The 21,452-nt window shown below is 57.7% G+C and carries 15 protein-coding genes; 4 read left to right on the top strand and 11 right to left on the bottom strand.

What is annotated here, in order from left to right; translation table 11 throughout:
• Positions 1–15: 15 nt before the first annotated feature.
• The 11 genes from OYW20_RS21310 to OYW20_RS21260 all read right to left on the bottom strand — a co-directional run bounded on the left by OYW20_RS21310 (position 16) and on the right by OYW20_RS21260 (position 15,913).
• The gene (locus OYW20_RS21310) at positions 16–987 is read right to left on the bottom strand and encodes a peptide ABC transporter ATP-binding protein (RefSeq protein WP_268797889.1); all 972 of its coding nucleotides are present in this window, start codon (positions 985–987) and stop codon (positions 16–18) included.
• On the bottom strand, positions 987–1,955 hold the full coding sequence (locus OYW20_RS21305) for an ABC transporter ATP-binding protein (protein ID WP_268797888.1): 969 nt from the start codon (positions 1,953–1,955) through the stop codon (positions 987–989). Before OYW20_RS21305 ends, OYW20_RS21310 begins: the two co-directional genes overlap by 1 nt.
• 10 nt (positions 1,956–1,965) lie before the next feature.
• Positions 1,966–2,877, bottom strand: coding sequence for an ABC transporter permease subunit (locus OYW20_RS21300; protein ID WP_268797887.1), 912 nt, complete (start codon positions 2,875–2,877; stop codon positions 1,966–1,968).
• A gap of 10 nt (positions 2,878–2,887) precedes the next feature.
• Positions 2,888–3,898 (bottom strand): ABC transporter permease subunit, encoded by a 1,011-nt coding sequence (locus OYW20_RS21295; RefSeq protein ID WP_268797886.1) that lies wholly within the window; start codon positions 3,896–3,898, stop codon positions 2,888–2,890.
• A 74-nt stretch (positions 3,899–3,972) separates the two neighbouring features.
• A complete protein-coding gene (locus tag OYW20_RS21290) occupies positions 3,973–5,580 on the bottom strand; it encodes an ABC transporter substrate-binding protein (protein ID WP_268797885.1) in 1,608 nt (535 codons plus the stop codon).
• Positions 5,581–5,662: 82 nt separating this feature from the next.
• The gene (locus tag OYW20_RS21285; protein ID WP_268797884.1) at positions 5,663–7,042 is read right to left on the bottom strand and encodes an OprD family porin; all 1,380 of its coding nucleotides are present in this window, start codon (positions 7,040–7,042) and stop codon (positions 5,663–5,665) included.
• A gap of 163 nt (positions 7,043–7,205) precedes the next feature.
• Positions 7,206–8,819: an ABC transporter substrate-binding protein gene (locus OYW20_RS21280; protein WP_268797883.1), complete on the bottom strand. Its 1,614-nt coding sequence runs from the start codon at positions 8,817–8,819 to the stop codon at positions 7,206–7,208.
• Positions 8,820–9,158: 339 nt separating this feature from the next.
• Entirely contained in the window at positions 9,159–10,787 is a 1,629-nt protein-coding gene (locus OYW20_RS21275) for an ABC transporter substrate-binding protein (RefSeq protein ID WP_268797882.1), read from the bottom strand.
• A gap of 280 nt (positions 10,788–11,067) precedes the next feature.
• The gene (locus OYW20_RS21270) at positions 11,068–12,666 is read right to left on the bottom strand and encodes an ABC transporter substrate-binding protein (RefSeq protein WP_268797881.1); all 1,599 of its coding nucleotides are present in this window, start codon (positions 12,664–12,666) and stop codon (positions 11,068–11,070) included.
• Between the two features lie 118 nt (positions 12,667–12,784).
• Positions 12,785–14,941 (bottom strand): HET-C-related protein, encoded by a 2,157-nt coding sequence (locus OYW20_RS21265; protein WP_268797880.1) that lies wholly within the window; start codon positions 14,939–14,941, stop codon positions 12,785–12,787.
• Positions 14,942–15,193: 252 nt separating this feature from the next.
• Positions 15,194–15,913 carry an SIMPL domain-containing protein gene (locus tag OYW20_RS21260; protein ID WP_268797879.1) on the bottom strand — a complete coding sequence of 240 codons (720 nt, stop codon included), beginning with the start codon at positions 15,911–15,913 and terminating at the stop codon, positions 15,194–15,196.
• Positions 15,914–16,229: 316 nt separating this feature from the next.
• On the opposite strand from OYW20_RS21260, the gene OYW20_RS21255 reads away from it, so the two are divergent.
• The 4 genes from OYW20_RS21255 to OYW20_RS21240 all read left to right on the top strand — a co-directional run bounded on the left by OYW20_RS21255 (position 16,230) and on the right by OYW20_RS21240 (position 20,724).
• Positions 16,230–17,489 carry an ATP-binding protein gene (locus OYW20_RS21255; protein ID WP_268797878.1) on the top strand — a complete coding sequence of 420 codons (1,260 nt, stop codon included), beginning with the start codon at positions 16,230–16,232 and terminating at the stop codon, positions 17,487–17,489.
• Complete coding sequence (locus OYW20_RS21250) at positions 17,486–18,046, top strand: response regulator transcription factor (RefSeq protein WP_268797877.1); 561 nt, start codon at positions 17,486–17,488, stop codon at positions 18,044–18,046. The genes OYW20_RS21255 and OYW20_RS21250 overlap by 4 nt, the downstream gene beginning before the upstream one ends.
• Before the next feature lie 86 nt (positions 18,047–18,132).
• Positions 18,133–19,869, top strand: a complete 1,737-nt coding sequence (locus OYW20_RS21245) for an ABC transporter ATP-binding protein/permease (protein ID WP_268797876.1) — start codon at positions 18,133–18,135, stop codon at positions 19,867–19,869.
• A 105-nt stretch (positions 19,870–19,974) separates the two neighbouring features.
• A complete protein-coding gene (locus OYW20_RS21240; protein ID WP_268801203.1) occupies positions 19,975–20,724 on the top strand; it encodes a FadR/GntR family transcriptional regulator in 750 nt (249 codons plus the stop codon).
• Positions 20,725–21,452 lie beyond the last annotated feature (728 nt).

The raw sequence follows: 21,452 nt of genomic DNA, 5'->3' as shown, positions 1-21,452 counted from the left end.
GCAAGGCGGCTCATATCACGCCACAAACTGCTCCGCGTAGTGACAGGCAACCTGACGGTTATCGACCTCACGCAGCGCCGGTTCCTCGTTGACACAACGCTCCGTCGCATACGGGCAGCGCTTGTGAAAAGCACAGCCGCTTGGCGGATTAAGCGGATTAGGCAACTCACCGACAATCTTGATCTTCGGCTTCAACGGGTCCGGGTGAATCGTCGGAGTTGCCGACAGCAGCGCCTGCGTATAAGGGTGCAGAGGACGCGCATAGATATCCTCTTTCGGCCCCATTTCCGCAGGCCGGCCCAGATACATCACCAGCACCGTATCGGCGACATGACGCACCACCGACAGGTTGTGCGAAATGAACACGTAAGCGGTATTGAACTCTTGCTGCAAATCCATGAACAGGTTCAGCACCTGCGCCTGAATCGAAACGTCCAGCGCCGACGTCGGCTCATCAGCCACCAACACCTTAGGTTGCAGCATCATTGCGCGCGCCAGGGCGATACGCTGACGCTGACCGCCGGAAAACATGTGCGGGTAACGCTGATAATGTTCAGGGCGCAGACCGACCTGCTTCATCATCGCCTGCACTTTCTCGCGACGTTCGGCTGCGGACAGCTTGGTGTTGATCAACAGCGGTTCGCCCAGTTGATCACCGACTTTCTGCCGCGGATTGAGCGAGGCGTACGGGCTCTGGAACACCATCTGCACGTCTTTGCGCAACTGCTTGCGTTGCTCTTTGGTGGCGCCTGCCACTTCCTGACCGGCGATTTTCAATGAGCCCGACGAAGGTTCTTCAATCAGCGTCAGGGCGCGGGCCAGGGTGGATTTGCCGCAGCCCGATTCACCGACCACCGCCAGCGTTTTGCCTGCTTCCAGTTCGAACGACACGCCGTTGAGCGCACGTACCACAGCGTTGGGCTTGAACAGGCCGCGGGAGACTTCGTAGTGACGGGTAAGGTCGCGGGCGGTAAGAACGACGCTCATTACGCCACCTCCTGATTCAGCGGATAGAAGCAACGCGCGAGGCTATGAGCCTTGGGGTCGAGGCCTGGGCGTTGCTGGTGGCATTTTTCCTGAACGTACGGGCAGCGTGGCGACAGCAGGCAGCCGACCGGACGGTCGTAACGACCGGGGACGATGCCTGGCAGCGTGGCCAGGCGCGCCGAGCCCATGCTGTGTTCCGGAATCGCCGCCAGCAATGCTTCGCTGTAAGGGTGTGCCGGGACATCGAACAAGCCTGGTACCTGACCCACTTCGACCGCCTGGCCTGCGTACATCACGCACACGCGCTGGGCGGTTTCGGCCACGACGGCAAGGTCGTGAGTGATCAACACCAGGCCCATGTTCTGCTCTTTTTGCAGCGCCAGCAGCAGGTCCATGATCTGCGCCTGAATCGTCACGTCGAGTGCCGTGGTCGGTTCGTCGGCGATCAGCAGTTTGGGCTCACCGGCAATCGCCATGGCAATCGCGACACGCTGGCTCATACCGCCTGACAGCTGATGCGGATAAGCGTCCAGACGCTGGGCAGCGCCCGGGATTTCCACTTTTTCCAGCAGTTCCAGCGCACGTTGGCGCGCCTGCTTGCCCGACATGCCCAAGTGGGCGCGCAACACTTCTTCAATCTGGAAACCCACGGTGTAGCTGGGGTTCAGCGCGGTCATCGGGTCCTGGAACACCATCGCCAGATCCTTTCCGACTACCTGACGGCGCTGGCGCGAGCTGAGTTTGAGCATGTCCTTGCCATCGAAGATCAGCGAGTCGGCGGTAACGATGCCGGGGGAGTCGATCAGCCCCATCAGCGCCATCATGGTCACGGATTTACCCGAGCCCGATTCGCCGACGATGGCCAGAACTTCGCCTTTGTCGACGCTCAGGTCCAGGCCGTCGACAACGGGTGTAGCCTTGGCGTCGCCGAAGCGAACGTTGAGGTTCTTGATTTCTAAAAGAGACATTCGGACGTCCTCAGGCGGCGTTCTTGAGTTTCGGATCAAGCGCATCGCGCAAGCCGTCGCCCATCAGGTTGATTGCCAGCACGCTGAGCAAAATGGTCAGGCCGGGCAGGCTGACGACCCACCAGGCGCGTTCGATGTAGTCGCGGGCCGAAGCGAGCATGGTGCCCCACTCAGGCGTCGGCGGTTGTACACCCAGACCCAGAAAGCCCAACGCTGCGGCGTCGAGGATTGCCGAGGAGAAACTCAACGTGGCCTGTACGATCAGCGGCGCCATGCAGTTGGGCAGCACGGTGATGAACATCAGGCGCGGCAAGGTGGCGCCGGCCAGACGCGCGGCGGTCACGTAGTCACGGTTCAGCTCGCCCATTACCGCAGCGCGGGTCAGGCGCACGTAAGACGGCAGCGATACGATGGCGATGGCAATTACGGTGTTGATCAGGCCAGGGCCAAGGATGGCGACGATGGCCACGGCCAGCAGCAGCGAAGGCAGGGCCAGCATGATGTCCATCAGGCGCATGATGGTGGGGCCGAGGACGCGCGGGAAGAACCCCGCAATCAGGCCCATGAAAATGCCCGGAATCAGCGACATCACCACCGAAGACAAACCGATCAGCAGCGACAGGCGTGAACCCTGAATCAGGCGTGACAGCAGGTCGCGTCCCAGTTCGTCGGTGCCCAGCAGGAACTGCCATTGACCGCCTTCAAGCCAGACCGGCGGGGTCAGCAGAAAGTCGCGGTATTGCTCGCTCGGGTCATGCGGCGCGACCCAGGGCGCGAACAGTGCGCAGAAAACGATCAGGACCATGAACGCCAGACCGGCGACAGCGCCTTTGTTCTTGGCAAACGCTTGCCAGAACTCTTTGTACGGAGACGGGTAGAGCAGGCTTTGATCGACTGCTACTACAGGAGTAGGTGTGCTCATAGAAGTGATCTCAGCGCTGGTGACGAATGCGTGGGTTGGCAAATCCGTAGAGGATGTCCACCAGGAAGTTGACCAGAATCACCAGGCAGGCGATCAGCAAAATCCCGTTTTGCACGACAGGGTAGTCACGCGCACCGATGGCTTCGATCAGCCATTTACCGATGCCCGGCCAGGAGAAGATCGTTTCCGTCAGAACAGCACCGGCCAGCAGCGTGCCGACTTGCAAGCCGAACACGGTCAGTACCGGGATCAGTGCGTTGCGCAGGCCGTGGACGAACACCACACGGGCAGGCGAGAGGCCTTTGGCGCGGGCAGTACGCACGTAGTCTTCGCGCAACACTTCCAGCATCGAGGAGCGGGTCATCCGGGCAATAACGGCCAGCGGGATGGTACCCAGCACGATGGCCGGCAGAATAAGGTGATGCAACGCATCAAGGAACGAGCCTTCTTCATCGCTGAGCAGGGTGTCGATCAGCATGAAGCCGGTTCTCGGCGGGATGTCGTAGAGCAGGTCGATACGCCCTGAAACCGGCGTCCAGCCCAGCGAAACCGAGAAGAACATGATCAGGATCAGGCCCCACCAGAAGATCGGCATCGAGTATCCCGCGAGCGAAATACCCATGACCCCATGGTCGAACAGGGACCCTCGTTTCAGGGCTGCGATTACCCCGGCAAGAAGGCCGAGAATGCCCGCGAAGATCAGTGCCGCCAGCGACAGTTCCAGAGTGGCCGGGAACAGCGCGGTGAATTCGGTCCACACGCTTGTGCGCGTCCGCAACGATTCGCCGAGGTCGCCATGGGCGAGCTTGCCGACGTAATCGATGTATTGCGCATAAAGGGGTTTGTTCAGGCCAAGACGTTCCATGGCTTGGGCGTGCATTTCCGGATCAACCCGGCGTTCACCCATCATGACTTCGACCGGGTCACCTGGAATCAGGCGAATCAGGGCGAACGTCAGCAAGGTGATGCCGAAGAAGGTGGGTATAAGCAACCCCACTCGGCGGGCGATAAAACTAAACATCTTCTCGTGTACCTCATCAGCCGGTTAGGCGTGTTCTGGCGGGTCTCAGGTTACGAGCCCGCCAGATTCTTCTTCTACTTCACTTGGGTGGTAGCGAAGTTATTAGTGGTGAGGGGGCTAATGTGATAGCCCTCTACATTGTTGCGCATTGCGGTGAACATCTTGGTGTGGGCCATGCTGATCCACGGCAGGTCCTGGTTGAACACTTCCTGGGCCTGTTCGTAGAGCGCTGCACGTTCAGCCGGGTCGGTTTTTTCCCGCGCCTGATCGATCAGCGTCTGGAACTTCTGATTGCACCAGCGCGCGTAGTTTTCGCCGTTTTTAGCGGCCTCGCAACTGAGCAGTGGAGTCAGGAAGTTATCAGGGTCGCCATTGTCACCTGCCCAGCCAGCCGAGACCATGTCGTGTTCGCCGTTTTTCGCCCGTTTGAGCATTTCGCCCCATTCCATGACGCGAATATCTAACTTAATGCCGACTTTCGCCAAATCGGCTTGCATCATCTGTGCCCCCATCGTCGGATTAGGGTTGGTTGCGCCTCCTCCGTTGCGAGTGAACAGAGTCAACACGGTGCCCTCAGGCACGCCGGCTTCCTTGAGCAAAGCGCGGGCCTTGTCCAGATCGTGGGGCGGGTTCTTCAACTGGTTGTTGTAGCCCAGCAAAGTGGGCGGGTAGGGGTTGACCGCCACGCTGGCGTTGCCCTTGCCGAACAGCGCATTAACGTAGGCTTCTTTGTCGAACGCAATGTCGATGGCTTTGCGCACGCGCACATCGCTCATGTATTTGTGCGTGGTGTTCATCGCGATGTAGGCGGTGGTCATGGCCTGCAGTTCGTCGATCTTAAGGTTGGGGTCTTTCTTGATGTTCGGAATGTCATCAGGCTTTGGATAGAGCGCGATCTGGCATTCGTTGGCCTTGAGCTTTTGCAGGCGGACGTTGCTGTCCGTGGCGATGGCAAAAATCAATGCGTCAGCTGGCGGCTTGCCACGGAAGTAGTCCGGGTTGGCCTTGAAGCGCACCTGTGCGTCCTTGGCGTAGCGCTGGAAGATAAACGGACCGGTGCCGATCGGGTGGCTGTTCAGCTCCTCGGTCTTGTTCGACTTGAGCAACTGATCGGCGTATTCGGCCGAGTAAACAGAGGCGAATGCCATGGCGACGTCGGCCAGGAACGGCGCTTCGCGACGGGTCAGGGTGAATTTGACCGTGTTGTCGTCCAGCTTTTCGACGCTTTTGAGCAGCTCTTTAAAGCCCATGCTTTCAAAGTACGGGTAGCCGACGGTGGACTGTTTATGCCACGGGTGGTTAGGGTCCAGTTGACGCTGGAAGCTCCAGAGCACGTCATCGGCGTTCATGTCGCGGGTCGGTTTGAAGTATTCGGTGGTGTGAAACTTGACGCCCTTGCGCAGGTGGAACGTGTAGGTCAGGCCATCATCGCTGATCTCCCACGTGTCGGCCAATGCCGGAACGATCTCTGTGGTGCCTGGCTTGAAATCCACCAGACGGTTGTAAATGGTTTCCGCCGAAGCATCGGCGGTCACGGCCGTGGTGTAGAGCGCCGTGTCGAACCCTTCCGGACTGGCTTCGGTGCAGACCACCAGAGGTTTGGCCGAAACGCCCACCGCCACACTGAACAAGGCCAGTGCAACCGCGTTGCGTAACGTTGCGAGCTTGAATTTCGATTTCATGTGGACGCCCTCCGCAAGTGTGAAGCCATTAAGTGATCAGGCGGCGACCCCGTTGGCCGGGCTCGCCGCTCAATCGCTGCAGTTACAGGATGTTGAATGGAATGGTGGTGACCACGCGGAACTCGTTGATGCTGCCGTCAGACTGTTCAGCGCTGGCGCGGTGCGTGGTGTAGGTCGCACGCACAGCCGTGGCTTTCAGCGGGCCCGATTGCAGGGTGTAAGTGGAACCGACGCCGTATTCGTAATGGGTTTCGCCATCCATGCGCGATACGTCATACGCGGTGCCTTTGTAATGGGTGCCATCAATGTCGAAGCCGCGCGCCTGATAGACGTTGAACTTCAAACCCGGGACACCGTAGTCAGCCATGTTCAGCAGGTAGCTCAGTTGCACGGATTTTTCGTTTGGTCCGTTGAAGTCCGACAGCAGGGAGTTGGCCAGGAAGATGGCGTTGGTATCGTGCACGTAGTCGAAGTAGGTATCGCCTTCGACTTCCTGGTACGCAATGCTGAAACTGTGCGCCTTGTGGGTGGCGGTCAACGACAGGCTGTACGTGTCGTTGTCGATCTCACCCATCTTGCGGGCGCCGGAATCCTTGGTTTTGTAGTAGTTCAGGTTGGTGCTGAGACCTACGACATCGGTGTCGCCCATTTCGTGCAGTACACCCAGGTAGTACTGGTGCCAGAAGTCTTCGACGTTGGAGGCGTAGAGGCTGGTCGTCAGGCTTTTGAACGGTTTGTAGTCAAAGCCGGCCATGTCGACGCGGTCGGCCTTGGCGCCGTTGGCGCTGTACTCGGAGGTGAACTTGGTGAGGCTTTGCTCGGAACGCGGCGATACGCGGTCGAAACTGCCTGCCTGGAATGACAGGTTGTTGAATTCGTCGCTCTTGAGGCTCACACCTTCAAAGCTCGAAGGCAGTGCACGGTTGCCGATGAAGGCGATCACTGGCGTGTTCACCGACTGACGGCCCAGGGTCAGCGTGGTGTTGGAAACGCGCGCCTGGACGTTGGCCAGACCCATCTTGCTCCACTGGCCAACGGCATCGCCGTTGCTGCGGGTCAGGGTGCGGTTGTTCGGGCCCATGATGTCGCCTGAGTCTTGATCCAGTGCAACAGCGTTGTACATCGCCAGTTGCGTAGCGAACCCGACGACGCCCTGAGTGAAGCCCGAGCTGTAATCGATGATGGTGCCTTGCACCCAGTTGATCCGGCGCGGGTCGCGGTCGACGACCACGCCATTGTCACTACGGCTGAACTGTCCGCCACGGCGCTTCAGCTCGTTGGCGTACCAGTTGCGGGTGGACCCGGTCAGCTTCGAATCTTCGATGAAGCCCTTTGCTTCGCTTTGAAGATTGGTCGACGCCAGTTCGGTCGGTACGAACTCCTGGCTGGTTGGCTCTGCCTGGGCCGCTACGCTCAAGGCGATCATGGACAAGGCGAATACAGCGGTACTTGCTTTTTTCACGTTTGAAGCTCCCTTTGAGACTCTTATAAGGCCAGTTTTATGAATAGGCTGGCTTGGGGTGGAACTGGTTATCACGCTGTCTTGATCGTTTTTTGATCAAAAAAGCAGATTGCAGAAATGGCTGCGCCAGGGGCGACATTCGCCCCTGGCGCACATTCATGGGTTATTGGGCGATGTCGACGCCGGAAAAATTGTTTCGACCGAACGGGCTGACCTGAAACCCCTGAACCTCGGCCCGCAACGGCTGATTGACAGTCGAGTGGGCAATCGGGGTGATCGGTACTTGTTCTTTCAGGTAGTGCTGCGCCTGTTTGTACAAATCGATGCGCTGGCCTTTGTCGGATGTTGCGACGGCTGCCTTCACCAGCGCGTCGTATTTCTCGTCGCACCACATTGAGTAGTTGTTGCCGCCGATCGCTGCGCAGCTGTAAAGCGTGCCCAGCCAGTTATCCGGGTCACCGTTGTCGCCGGTCCAGCCGATCAGCGAGATATCGTGTTCGCCGTTTTTACTGCGTTTGAGGTACTCGCCCCATTCGTAGCTGACGATGTTGACCTTGAGCCCGATCTTCCCCCAGTCCGATTGCAGCATCTGCGCCATCAGCTTGGCGTTGGGGTTGTAAGGACGTTGCACGGGCATGGCCCAGAGGTTGATCACCGTACCTTCCTTGACGCCCGCGGCCCTCAGCATTTCCCGGGCTTTGTCCGGGTTGTAAGGGGCGTCCTTGATGGTCTCGTCGTAAGACCATTGGGTCGGTGGCATCGCATTGACTGCCAACTGCCCCGCGCCCTGATACACCGCCTTGATGATTTCCGGTTTGTTGATTGCCATGTCCAGGGCCTGGCGCACCTGCAGGTTATCCAGCGGCGCGTGACGTACGTTGTAGGCGATGTACCCCAGGTTGAAACCGGGTTTCTCGATCACCTGAAGTTGCTTGTCCGCTTTCAGTGCATCGAGGTCGGCAGGACGTGGGTTGGAGGTGATCTGGCATTCGTTCTTTTTGAGTTTCTGAACCCGTACCGAAGGATCGGTATTGATGGCGAAAATCAATTGGTCCACCTTCACCCGGCTCGGATCCCAGAACTGTTTGTTGGCGCTATAACGAATTTGCGAATCTTTCTGATAACGCTGGAATACGAATGGTCCGGTACCAATGGGTTGTTGATTGATATCCCGAACGTCTCCCGATGCCATCAATTTTTCAGCATATTCACTCGAAAGAATGGACGCGAAGTTCATCGCGACATTTTGAATAAACGCGGCGTCCACTTTATTGAGCGTGAACACGACAGTCAGCGGATCAGTCTTTTCTACGGACTTGAGGTTCTTGTCCATCCCCATGCCGGTGAAGTAAGGGAACTCCGTCGGGTAGGCGACGCGGAACGGGTGATCCTTTTGCAGCATGCGGTTGAAAGTGAACAGCACATCGTCTGCATTGAAGTCGCGGGAGGGGGTGAAGGTCTTGTTGCTGTGGAACTTGACGCCGGAGCGAAGGTGAAAGGTATAGACCAAGCCGTCCGGCGACACATCCCAACCCGTTGCCAGTGCAGGAACCACGCTGGTGCTGCCCCTTTCAAATTCGGTCAGACGGTTGTAAATGGGTTCGGCTGCATCGTTGTCAGTGCCTGACGTGTATTGCGCGATATCAAAGCCTGCCGGACTTGCTTCAGAACAGAACACCAGGCTTTTGGTAGCCGCTTGAACATTCTGAGTAGTGGCTAATAGCCCTGAAGTTAGGCCGACTGTTAACAACGATGACAGAAACAGTTGATTACGCATGACAATCCTTATCGTTTGAAACGTAAAAGCGGCTGTGGCCCGGCAGACTTTGTTTGCGCAACTGTTTGCGCAAACGCCTCGGCATTGAGAGACGGCCCGACCGTTCAAATAAACGACGACAAAAAGGCACGGGCGTTGGCGTAGGTAGGGCCGCCAAGCCGCACAGTAAAGAGTTACGAGTGCTTCAGTGTATGTAGGACAAGTACATATTATTAGTAGGCAATGACTTATTCGCTCGGTGCAAACTAATGATATGGACCTTATCGCTCAAGAACGCCCAGGCAACGACACAGTCGCATCACCCGAAGGTGACGCGACTGTCGACAGTTTGCAGGTTGATTACTTGCCGCTGACGCTGACGCCGTAGAACGAGTTCAGGCCGAATGGACTGATCTTGAAGTCCTGGACTTCTTTACGCATCGGCTGGTAAACGGTCGAGTGCGCGATAGGTGTCATCGGAACAGCGTCTTTGAGCAGGTGCTGCGCCTGTTTGTACAGTTCGGTGCGCTTGGCCTGATCAGTTGTTTCTTTAGCCTGATGGATCAGGGTGTCGAACGGCTTGTCACACCATTTGGCAAAGTTGTTGCCGTCAAGGGCATCACAGCCAAACAGGGTGCCCAGCCAGTTGTCCGGATCACCGTTGTCGCCGCTCCAGCCAATCAGCATCGCGCCGTTTTCACCCGCTTTGGCGCGCTTGATGTATTCGCCCCACTCGTAGGAAACGATCTTGGCGTTGATGCCGATCTTCTTCCAGTCGTTCTGGAGCATTTCGGCCATCAGTTTGGCATTCGGGTTGTAAGGACGTTGAACCGGCATCGCCCACAGGGTGATTTCAGTGCCTTCCTTAACGCCCGCTTCTTTGAGCAGTTCCTTGGCCTTGGCGATGTCGTACGGGGCATCTTTGATCGTGGTGTCGTAGGACCATTGAGTTGGCGGCATGGCGTTGACCGCCAGTTGACCTGCACCCTGATACACCGCGTCGATGATGGCTTTTTTGTCGACAGCCATGTCCAGCGCTTGACGCACTTTCAGCTGGGCCAATGGGTTCGGCTTATCGTCACCCTTGATCTTGTCCATCGTGTTGTAAGCGATGTAACCCAGGTTGAAGCCTGCCTGATCAGGCATCTTCAATGCTGCGTCGGCCTTCAGTGGAGCAAGGTCGGCAGGGCGCGGGTAAGCGGTGATCTGGCATTCGCCTTTCTTCAGCTTCTGGGCGCGAACCGAGGGGTCGGTGGTGATAGCGAAGATCAGGTTGTCGACTTTGACGTCTTCAGGCTTCCAGTAGTCCTTGTTCCCGGTGAAGCGGATGTTGGAGTCTTTCTGGTAGCTCTTGAACACGAACGGGCCAGTGCCGATCGGCTTCTGGTTGATGTCGGCAGCCTTTCCTTCTTTCAACAGTTGGGCTGCGTATTCCGCGGACTGAATAGAGGCGAAGCTCATGGCCAGGTTCTGGATGAACGCCGCGTCCACAGTGCCCAGCGTCATTTTGACGGTGTGCTCGTCGACTTTCTCGATCTTGGTGATGTTGGTGTCCATCGCCATGTCGGTGAAGTACGGGAATTCGGTCGGGTAGGCCTTACGGAACGGGTCGTCCTTGTTGATCATGCGGTTGAACGTGAACAGCACGTCATCGGCATTGAAGGTACGCGTCGGCTTGAAGTAAGGCGTGGTGTGGAATTTAACGCCATCACGCAGATGGAAGGTGTAGGTCAGGCCGTCCGGTGTCACGTCCCAGCTGGTTGCAAGGCCTGGGATCACGGCGGTGCCGCCACGTTCAAATTGGCTCAAACGGTTGAAAATGGTTTCTGCCGAGGCGTCGAAGTCGGTACCGGTGGTGTATTGACCTGGGTCAAAGCCGGCTGGGCTGCCTTCGGAGCAAAACACCAGATTCGATGCTGCCTGGGCGAAGGGAGCGCTGGCGATCAAACCTGCGCTGAGTAGAAACGGAATGACCGCTTGTTTGAGCATGGTGGCCTCAGTTGTTGTCATTTTTTAATAGAGGGAACGACCTTGTGGGTCATTCCTGCGGATACTTATGCAGGCGTCATACCCAAAGCAAGACGCTGAAGCCACTGAAGTGTCAAAGTGTGGCACGAACGTACAGGAATGTCGCAAAACTATAATTTCTGACGCAGTTGAACGTTTGCGTGTCGCATATCGATATGTTTCGTGCACCAATCGGGCGCACGCCAATGTGGCGAATGCACCCGATTAGTACGCGGTTGTTACCTGTGAAACACTCTTTCAGCTATTTGCTCAGGCTGACGCCATAGAAAGGCGTGAGGCCAAACGGGCTGAGTTTGAAGTCCTGGACTTCCTTGCGCATCGGCTGGAAAACCTTCGAGTTGGCGATAGGCGTGATCGGCACATCCGCTTTCAGAACGTGCTGTGCCTGCTGGTACAGCTTGATGCGTTCATCGCGGTTGCTGGTCAGCTTTGCCTGATTGACCAGCTTGTCGTAGGCCGGGTTACACCACTTGGCGTAGTTGCTGCCCTTGACCGCCGCGCAGCTGTACAGTACGCCAAGCCAGTTGTCCGGATCGCCGTTGTCGCCTGTCCAGCCGTAGATCATGGCGTCGTGTTCGCCGGCTTTGGCGCGCTTGATGTATTCGCCCCATTCGTAGCTGACGATGTTGGCCTTGATGCCGATCTTCGCCCAGTCCTGCTGGATCATCTGCGCCGACATCCGCGCATTGGGGTTGGAGGCGCGCTGGACGGTCATGGCCCACAAGTTGATTTGCGTGCCCGGGGCAACGCCTGCTTCTTTCAACAGCTGTCTGGCTTTTTCCGGGTCATAGGGCGCGTCTTTGATGCTGGGGTCGTAACTCCACTGATCCGGCGGCAACGCGTTCTGCGCCAACTGGCCCGCACTTTGGTAGACCGCTTTGATGATCGCCGGCTTGTCGATAGCCATATCCAGCGCCTGGCGAACCTTGAGTTGATCCAGCGGTGGATGGGTCACGTTGTAGGCCAGAAAGCCAAGGTTGAAGCCGGCCTGGCTCAGCACTTTCAGGTTGGGGTCTTTCTGCGCTTCTTCGATTTCCTGCGGGCGTGGGTAACCGCTGACCTGGCATTCATTGGTCTTCAGTTTTTGCAGGCGCACGGCGGGGTCGGTGTTGATCGAGAAGATCAGGTTGTCGATCTTCACGTCTTCGGGTTTCCAGTAGGCCGTGTTGCCGGTGTAGCGAATCTGCGAGTCTTTCTGGTAGCGCTTGAACACGAACGGCCCGGTGCCGATGGGCTTTTGGTTGATGTCGGCAGCTTTGCCTTCCTTGAGCAACTGCGCGCCATATTCAGCAGACTGGATGGACGCAAAGCTCATCGCCAGGTTTTGAATAAACGCTGCGTCGATGTTGTTCAGGCTGAAGCGGACGGTCTGCTCGTCAACTTTCTCGACGTTTTTGATGGTGGTGTTCATGCCCATGTCGGTGAAGTAGGGCGACTCCGACGGGTAGGCCTTGCGAAAGGGGTCGTCTGGATTCAGCAGGCGTTTGAATGTGAACAGCACGTCATCGGCGTTGAAGTCCCGGGTTGGCGTGAAGTAGTCGGTGGTGTGGAATTTCACGCCAGGGCGCAGGTGAAAGGTGTAGACGAGCCCTTCGCCAGACACGTCCCATTTTGTCGCCAGCCCCGGCTCGACTTCAGTGCCGCCACGCTTGAACTGGGTCAGCCGGTTGAAGACGGTCTCTGCCGAGGCATCGAACTCGGTTCCGCTAGTGTATTGGCTTGGGTCGAAGCCGGCGGGGCTCGCTTCGGAGCAGTACACCAGCGTGCTCGCAGCCTGAACCATCGGCGCACACGCCAGCATCGCTGCGGTGAGCAGCAGGGGTTGAAACGTCTTGCCCATGTAAACCTCGCGCTTGTCCCAAAAAATCGTGCGGCAATCTCGCCGTCCTGACCATCGAAGATGATAGACCGCAAAGACTGCCGCACTGCTTGGTTTTCCTACAAGCGTTGCGTGCAGGTCAGATGAGTTTCAGGTATTTGAGCGCTCCTTTTGACAGCTGGCCGAGGGGCGTCAGGCTATTCAGGAACCAGATCGGCGAGTTCGCATCCAGAAACTCACCCCGCAGGAAGGTGAGATAGGCCGTGCTGTCTTTTCTCAGTTGCTCCAAGGCTCTGCTCCCGGAGCGCGCGAGCGTCTTGCTGATTTCAGCGAGTTCAGTCTTCGACTGGCTACGGCGTAACGCTTCAGGATTGGCAGCGGCCCAGGTAATGACAGGCGCGTCCTGCCAGTCGCAATCCTGTGGATGTTTGAAATAGGCGGTTGCTACGGCAATAGGGTCTGCGCTGGTGTCGCCATTCCAGTAGTCGGTCATGGCCTGAGCGACTTGTTTGACGGCGTCAGAGGCCAGCGAAGCGGCGAGCAGATGAAGAGGATGCTCAGCATGATCCTTGGCCAGTTGCGAGTGGGTCGGATCGGTCGAGCCGTTCAGGTGTGGATCCTGTCCATAACGGGTTTGCCAGTCGTCGACGTTCTCACCCAGATGGGTTAGCAGGTCTTTCATGATGATGCCAACCCCGTTACCGACGACGGAAGAAAGCCCCAGCAGGTACTGCGCACAGCGTTGCAAAAACTCAACGAACGGCAAATCCACCCATTCGTCACGGGTAGTCAGATAGGTGTTGAACGCTTCCAGATAACTTGGGTTGTGGTGCTCCTCCAGCAGGATTAACAACACTTGCTCCCTGGGGCTGCGATCACCTGCTTTTACAGGCATGTACGTCACGTCTTCCGTGGAAAACAGAATTTCACCCAACGGCCCGGCGAGACTTGCCAGCACATCGGTGGGACCAAACATGCCTGTCACCAGGGGAATGCCAGCTTTACAAGGGGCGGGCGAGGTCCACGCAACGACGTCAGTGTGGCCGTTCTTGATCAGGCTCAGTTCGACGAAATTGGAGTGCGCAAAGAAGTCCTCCAGCACATGCAGAGCGGAACCGAATGCCCGCAAGTTGCTGACGGAGCGCTCCTGCATCGCTATTTTCAGTTCTGCCTGCATGAACGTGACCGACTGCGCCATGTAGCGCTTCATCGACGTCTCGTAATCAACGTCCAGCAGCGGATTGCCGTCACGCACAAGCGGTTCGAAATCCTTGTCGCGAAGAGTGGGTTCAGACGCCTGCGGGTCGCTGACTTTTGGGTTGTCGATGTGCTCGGTAGGGCGGTACACCCCCAGCATTTGTGGGGAGACAGTGAAGTGTTCCGGAAAGTGGCGTCTGAGCCTGAAGTGCTTGACTGCCATCACGTCAACGATCCGTGTCAACGCATCGCGGGACAACACGTCCGGGAAGTTTTTGGGCATTGTCGTTGCGCGAACGATCTTCGGGTCGAGCAGTTGCGAGTAATCACGCAGCCAATTGCCGAAATACACCATGTGAGTTTCGTCCCGATCAAACCCCAGGCCGATCAGTACGGTTTCGATCTGCTGGTGAGTGCGCTTGTGATCGTCACCTTCACCGGCTTCGAACGGTTCGCGGTCTGGGTGAGAGTGGCTGGCATCGTAGTGACCGTGGCGTTCGTTGTAGCGTGCCTGAATGCGCGCGGCGGCTTCCTTCCAGTTGGCCTGGATTTCGTGGGTGTAGGCGCCGGTTTTCACGGGGCGGGCGATGGTGAACTCATCGTCTGCATGCTGGCCGATACGCGCCATCCAATAGGAGAAACGCTCGCCTTCTTCCCCGGCGGCATCGCCGTCGACCAAAGGAGCGCTGTGCTCATTGAGATCACAGAGATCGCGTCGCAACAGGTTGTCGATGTGATGACCGAACTCGTGCAGCAATGCATCCATCAACCAGTGCGCGTTGGGTCCTTGTGCGGTGCGCAGGTAAAACCCCCAATCGATGCGGATCGTGCGTTCGCGGTTGTCATAGTCGGCGTCGTAGCCCAAGGACTCGGTGAGGGTGATCGTCGGGTTCTGCACCTCGCCAGCCAACAGCAACGTGCGAAGTTTTGCGCAGGTGTGGGGCTCAATGTCGCTTCCAAATATCTGCTGGATGAGTGAGGTGAACGCGTCGGGCCCTTGGGCTTTCGCCACCTGGGTCAACGTTTCCAGCGCAAAGGTGCTGTGCAGAGGTTGATCGGTAAGCGGGGTCTGTTTTATCGCCAGTGCCTGGAAAGACATGATGGGATTCTTCCTTGATTCCGTGAAGGCGCCTGCGGCCTGGCCTCGGTGTCGAGGCAGCATTGGCGGCACAGCGGGCGCTGTTTAGTGAACCGCCAGTCTAGGGTTTACCGGGAGTTTGGGAATCGGCAGGGGCGGTTGCAGGTGTAGGAGAGAGGAACCGCGCAGCGAGACAAATGCCACGCGTCGGCCCTTAAAGATGTGGTGACAATGAAGGAAACAGCGGCAGCCCATGGCTGCCGCTGGCTGGCCTCAAGGGATGGCGACTTCGATCACGCCATCGGCCGTCACGCTGACTTCCGCGGTCCCGGCTTCCACTTCCGGAGTCGGCGCTGCTGCATCGGAGCGCTCCGCTTTCATCATCATCACCGGCCCGCGCATGTAGGGCTGAGGGTAGCCGGCGGTGTTGAGGTTCAGGTTGACCAGCTTATAGCTGCTGCCACCCAGCGCGTCGGTCACCAGTTGGGCGCGGGTGCGGAAGGCCGCAACGGCGTCTTTGAGCAGGGTGTCTTCGCTGGCTTTACGCGCAGGTTTGGAGATGGAGAAATCCATGCCGCCCATCTTCATTTCGGCGCCGAGCATTTCCCCGGTCAGCTTGGAGAGCGCGGCAAAGTCGGCGCTCTCCAGTCGAAGCTCGGCACGCTCGCGCCAGCCAGTGATTTTCTGGCCCTTGTCGTCGTAAATGGGGTAGCTGTTGCGATTGCCCTGACGAATGGTGATCCCTTTCACCTGACGCGCCTGACCCAATGCCTTGTTCAGGTTTTCGGTGATTTCTGCGGCCAGTTTTGCCGGGTCGGCGTTTTGCGATTCGCTGTACAGCGTGACTGACATCAGGTCGCGCTGAACCTCTTGATTGACCTCGGCGCGTACTGAAACCTGGTTGTAGTGAACGTCGTCCGCCATAGCAGGCATGCTGGCAAACGCCACTGTGCCGATGGCGATGAGGGTGGCGATAGGGTGATGGCTGAGCATAAAAACTCCTTGTTGTATGAACCTTCCGCGAGGGCTCGCCGGACGGATGTCAATGAGACTGTAATGCCGGGGTCTTGTTCCGGCAGGGGATCTGGCTGTCATCCCGGTAGGAGCGAATTCATTCGCGAGAAGGCCAGACAACCGTTATTCCTGCTTTGCCCGACCCGATGCCTCGCGAATGAATTCGCTCCTACAGATTCGTATACGGTTTCCAAGTCCATCCAGTCATGTGGCGGTTTGACGCACTTTCGCTGTATTCCAACCGGCATTGGTTATACTCCCAGCGATTCGCCTGGAGCGCTCATCAGGAGAGCTCATGCTCGCCCCCGTCCAAATGCTTTCAGCCACCCGCCAGAACCTCTGGCGGCTGACTTTTATACGCGTACTCGTACTCGCCGCGCAGGCAGGTTCGGTGGCCGTCGCTTACCTGTTCAACCTGCTACCACTGCCGTGGCTACAACTGGACATCACCCTCGGTTTCTCCGCCATCGTTTGCCTGTTGACCGCACTGCGGCTGCGAACTTCCTGGCCGGTGACCGAGCTTGAATACGCTGTCCAGCTGGCGTTCGACCTGTTTATCCACAGCGCACTGCTGTTTTTCTCAGGCGGCTCGACCAACCCTTTCGTTTCTTATTATCTGGTGCCGCTGACCATTGCTGCCGTGACCTTGCCGTGGCGCTATTCGCTGATCCTGTCGGGTATTGCGTTGGCGCTGTACACGCTGATGCTGGCGCAGTTCTATCCGCTTGAAGCGTTTGCGGTGTCCCGGGAAAAACTACAGATATATGGCATGTGGCTGAGCTTTGCGCTTGCTGCGGGCGTGATCACGTTCTTTGCCGCACGCATGGCCGAAGAGCTGCGCCGGCAGGAGCACATGCGGGCGTTGCGACGGGAGGAGGCCGCGAGGGATCAGCAATTGCTAGCTGTTGCCACCGAAGCGGCCGGCGCCGCACACGAGCTCGGCACCCCTTTGGCGACCATGAGCGTGTTGCTCAAAGAGATGCGTCAGGACCACCACGATCCGGCGCTACAGGAAGACCTCTCGATCCTCCAGGATCAGGTCAAGCTGTGTAAGGAAACCCTGCAACAGCTGGTGCGCGCCGCTGAAGCCAATCGGCGGCTGGCGGTGCAGGAGCAAACAGTTAGCCACTGGCTTGATCAGGCGCTCAATCGCTGGCATCTCATGCGCCCCGAAGCCAGCTATCGTTTTCAAAGGCTGGGGCAAGGCAAGCTGCCGTTGATATCGCCGCCGCCGGACCTTACGCAGGCCTTGCTCAACTTGTTGAACAACGCCGCCGACGCCTGTGCCGAAGGGCTCGAGGTGAATCTGGACTGGGATGAACACGAAATCTGTATCAGCATTCGTGACCACGGGGCCGGTGTGCCATTGGCGATCGCAGAGCAGATCGGCAAACCTTTTTTTACAACGAAGGGCAAAGGTTTCGGCCTGGGCCTGTTCTTGAGCAAAGCCAGCGTGACCCGCGCGGGCGGCTCGGTGAAACTCTATCCTCACGAGGAAGGCGGTACGCTCACCGAGCTGCGCCTGCCCCGTGACGCACGAGGAGATGAAGCATGACCGACGAGATTCAGGTTGAAGGCGCAGAGCTGCCGCATTTGTTGCTGGTCGACGATGACGCCACGTTCACCCGTGTGATGGCGCGTGCCATGGCGCGGCGCGGTTTTCGCGTGACCACCGCAGGCTCCGCCGAAGAGGGGCTGACCCTGGCCCAGGCCGATATCCCGGACTACGCCGCTGTCGATCTGAAAATGGAAGGCGATTCAGGGCTGGTGCTACTGCCGAAGCTGCTGGAGCTGGACCCGGAAATGCGGGTGCTGATACTGACCGGTTATTCGAGCATCGCCACGGCGGTGGAGGCGATCAAGCGCGGCGCCTGCAATTACCTGTGCAAACCTGCCGACGCCGACGACGTGCTGGCGGCATTGCTCTCCGAGCACGCGGATCTCGACACGCTGGTGCCGGAAAACCCGATGTCGGTGGACCGCTTGCAGTGGGAGCACATTCAACGCGTGTTGACCGAACACGAGGGCAATATCTCCGCCACCGCGCGAGCGTTGGGCATGCATCGCCGAACGCTGCAACGCAAGCTGCAAAAGCGTCCTGTCCGTCGCTGAGGACTTAAACATTTATTCATGGAAGATCGTGGGTGGCGTCTGGCACATTGAAGACGCCACTAAATACCTGCCACTGAGCCTTAACCATGAATTTGAATGCCGAAGAATCCAAGGTCAACGACACCGTGTCCGGGAATTTTTTCCCTCGTGTCTGGAAGCTGGTAACGCCTTACTGGCGCAGTGAAGAAAAGGGCATGGCATGGGTGCTGCTGGTCGCCGTTATCGTCCTGTCATTGTTCAGTGTTTTCATCTCGGTGCTGGTCAACAGTTGGTACCGTGACTTCTATAACGCCCTGCAGAACAAAGACCTTGCTGCATTTACTCACCTGATCCTGTACTTCTGCGGGATCGCTGCGATTGCGATTCTTGGCGCGGTTTACCGGCTGTACCTGACGCAGATGCTGACCATTCGCTGGCGCCGCTGGCTGACCGAACAACACTTCGCCAAGTGGCTCGCGCACAAGAATTACTACCGGCTGGAGCAGGGCGGCTACACCGATAACCCCGACCAGCGTTTGTCCGAAGACCTGAACAATTTCACCTCCGACACCCTGAGCCTGAGCTTGGGTCTGCTGCGCACCGTGGTCAGTCTGGTGTCGTTCTCGGTTATTTTGTGGGGCGTCTCCGGCAGCATCGAGCTGTTCGGCATCACCATTCCCGGCTACATGTTCTGGGCTGCGTTGCTCTACGCCGCTGTAGGTAGCTGGCTGACGCACTTGATCGGCAAGCGCCTGATCCTGCTAAGCAACCAACAACAACGGTATGAAGCCGACATGCGTTTCTCACTGGTGCGCGTTCGCGAGAATGCCGAAAGCATCGCCCTGTCCGATGGCGAGGCCAACGAGAATCAGCGTCTGAGCGCACGGTTCGGCATGGTCTGGAGCAACTTCTGGACCATCATGAAAGTGCAGAAACGCCTGACGTTCTTCACCGCTGGCTATTCGCAAATCGCCATCATTTTTGCTTTTGTGGTCGCTGCTCCACGCTATTTCGCGGGCAAGATCGAGCTGGGCGAACTGATGCAGATCAATTCGGCGTTCGGCAATGTGCAGGAAAACTTCAGCTGGTTCATTGATGCCTATGCGTCGCTGGCGTCGTGGCGCGCGACTTCTGATCGTCTGCTGAGCTTTCGTCAGGCCATGGACCAAAACGAAGCGCGTGTGCCTGCCATTGACGTGAACCATGAGCAAAACGCTTTGCATCTCGCGGGACTGGACCTGTCGCTGGCCGGTGGTCGTCAGTTGCTGAGCAACGCCAACGCAAGCATTGCCGCAGGCGACAAGGTCATGCTGAGCGGTCGTTCCGGCAGCGGTAAAAGTACCTTGTTGCGGGCGATGGGCGGTTTGTGGATCGACGGGCACGGCGCGGTAAAACTACCGGCGCAACGTTCGTTATTTCTGCCGCAGAAACCGTATCTGCCCATCGGGACGCTGCGTGAGGCATTGAGTTATCCACAGGCGCCGGAGGTGTATCCGGCCGAACGCTTCGCCGAAATTCTCGAGACGTGCCGCCTTGGCTATCTGATCCTGCGTCTGGATGAAAACAACCACTGGCAACGCATGCTTTCGCCCGGTGAGCAGCAGCGTGTCGCGTTTGCCCGTGCTTTGCTGTACGCACCGCAATGGCTGTATCTGGACGAAGCGACTTCGGCGATGGATGAAGAGGACGAAGCGGCGTTGTATCAGGCGCTGATTGATGAACTGCCGGGCCTGACGTTGCTCAGCATCGGCCATCGCAGCAGCCTCAAGCGCTTCCACGGTCGCCACTTGCGTATCGAAGACGGGCAACTGCGCGAACAACCGTTGCCGGAGGCAGCGGTGTAAGGCTTTGCAGCGTTCGAGCCCTTTGGTTATTGGCTTGCCGGGTGTGATCGTACAACCCGGTGAGCTATGATTAGCCTTTCACCGTATTAGAGACGCATGTTGGATATGGAAAATCAGAGTGCTCCGCCTCGCGCCCGCAGAAAGCACCGTAGCTTGGCTCAAGAGTTGGTGACCGAGTTGTCCGAGCGTATCCGCAGCGGTTTGTTGAAGCGCGGAGACAAGTTGCCCACTGAGTCGGCAATCATGGACGAGCAAGGCGTGAGCCGTACGGTGGTTCGTGAGGCCATCTCACGCCTGCAGGCTTCCGGTCTGGTCGAGACGCGGCACGGCATCGGCACTTTTGTGCTGGACACCCCAAGCCCGAGTGGCTTTCGTGTCGATCCGGCGACCATCGTCACGCTGCGGGATGTGCTGGCGATTCTCGAATTGCGCATCAGCCTGGAAGTGGAGTCGGCCGGCTTGGCCGCTCAGCGGCGGTCTCCGGAGCAATTGGCCGATATGCGTGCGGCACTGGATGCGCTGAACGAGGGCGTGTCGCACTCGAGCGATTCCGTCGGGCCGGATTTCCAGTTTCACATGGCGATTGCGCTGTCGACCGGCAATCGTTATTTCACTGACATCATGAATCATCTGGGCACCAGCATCATTCCGCGTACCCGGTTGAATTCCGCGCGCCTGGCCCACGACGACAACCAGCACTACATGAGCCGCCTGAGCCGCGAGCACGAGGAAATCTACGACGCTATCGCGCGCCAGGATTCCGATGCTGCCCGCGCCGCCATGCGCCTGCACCTGACCAACAGCCGCGAACGCCTGCGCCATGCCCATGAAGAGGCTGAGTCGCAGCGGGCTTGAGGTGGATTGTTTGATAGGGCATGGCGTAGCTGCGGTGCCCTTGATTAAAAAAGGTTATGGCTGTGTTATTCGACGGTTGGACCGACTGGTGCGATTCTCGATTTTCGCAGGACTCTGGTGAGCGCTGCGCACGTCAGCGTTGAAAAGATAAGCGTCACGCTGAGCGTCAAGAGAATGAGCATATCTTCCCCGTCTTCACAGCCTTCCAGATCGAAAAGGGTAAGAAGCCAAACATAGGCGTCCATCCCACGCTCAGTGTGAAGTAGCCTTGGCAAGGGCCATATATTCATTGCCCATTTCGCTAGCAACACCGCTAGGGTAATTGTTAAGACTATCTTGGAAAATGAACGTCCGGTTTGTAGCACTTTTTATCTCCAGTAATTTGATAGTCACTCTTGCCGATCCGACACGTAGGTCGTTCCGGTAATAACCTGCAGAACACTTTTTGGCAATGGATTAGGACGCAGCAACTGAAGTGCTGCTCGCTAGTTTGCCGAGTGCTTGACAGAAGCCCGCTTCAGCCTCCGCACGAGTAGGGTCACAGCCAGGCACGTTATGGATGAGAAGACGAGCATCACACAGAGCGAGATCGTAATGAGCATGTCCTCACCTTGCTCCATTCCCATCAAACCAAAAGAGGCGAGTAACCAGTAATAGAGATCCATTCCACGATCAGTCTGCAATATCCACGTGATCGGTCCCGTGTCCATTGCCCATCTGGTAAGCAC

Source organism: Pseudomonas sp. BSw22131 (assembly GCF_026810445.1).
Lineage (GTDB): Bacteria > Pseudomonadota > Gammaproteobacteria > Pseudomonadales > Pseudomonadaceae > Aquipseudomonas > Aquipseudomonas huanghezhanensis.
This window is presented reverse-complemented; position numbering and strand designations above follow the sequence as displayed.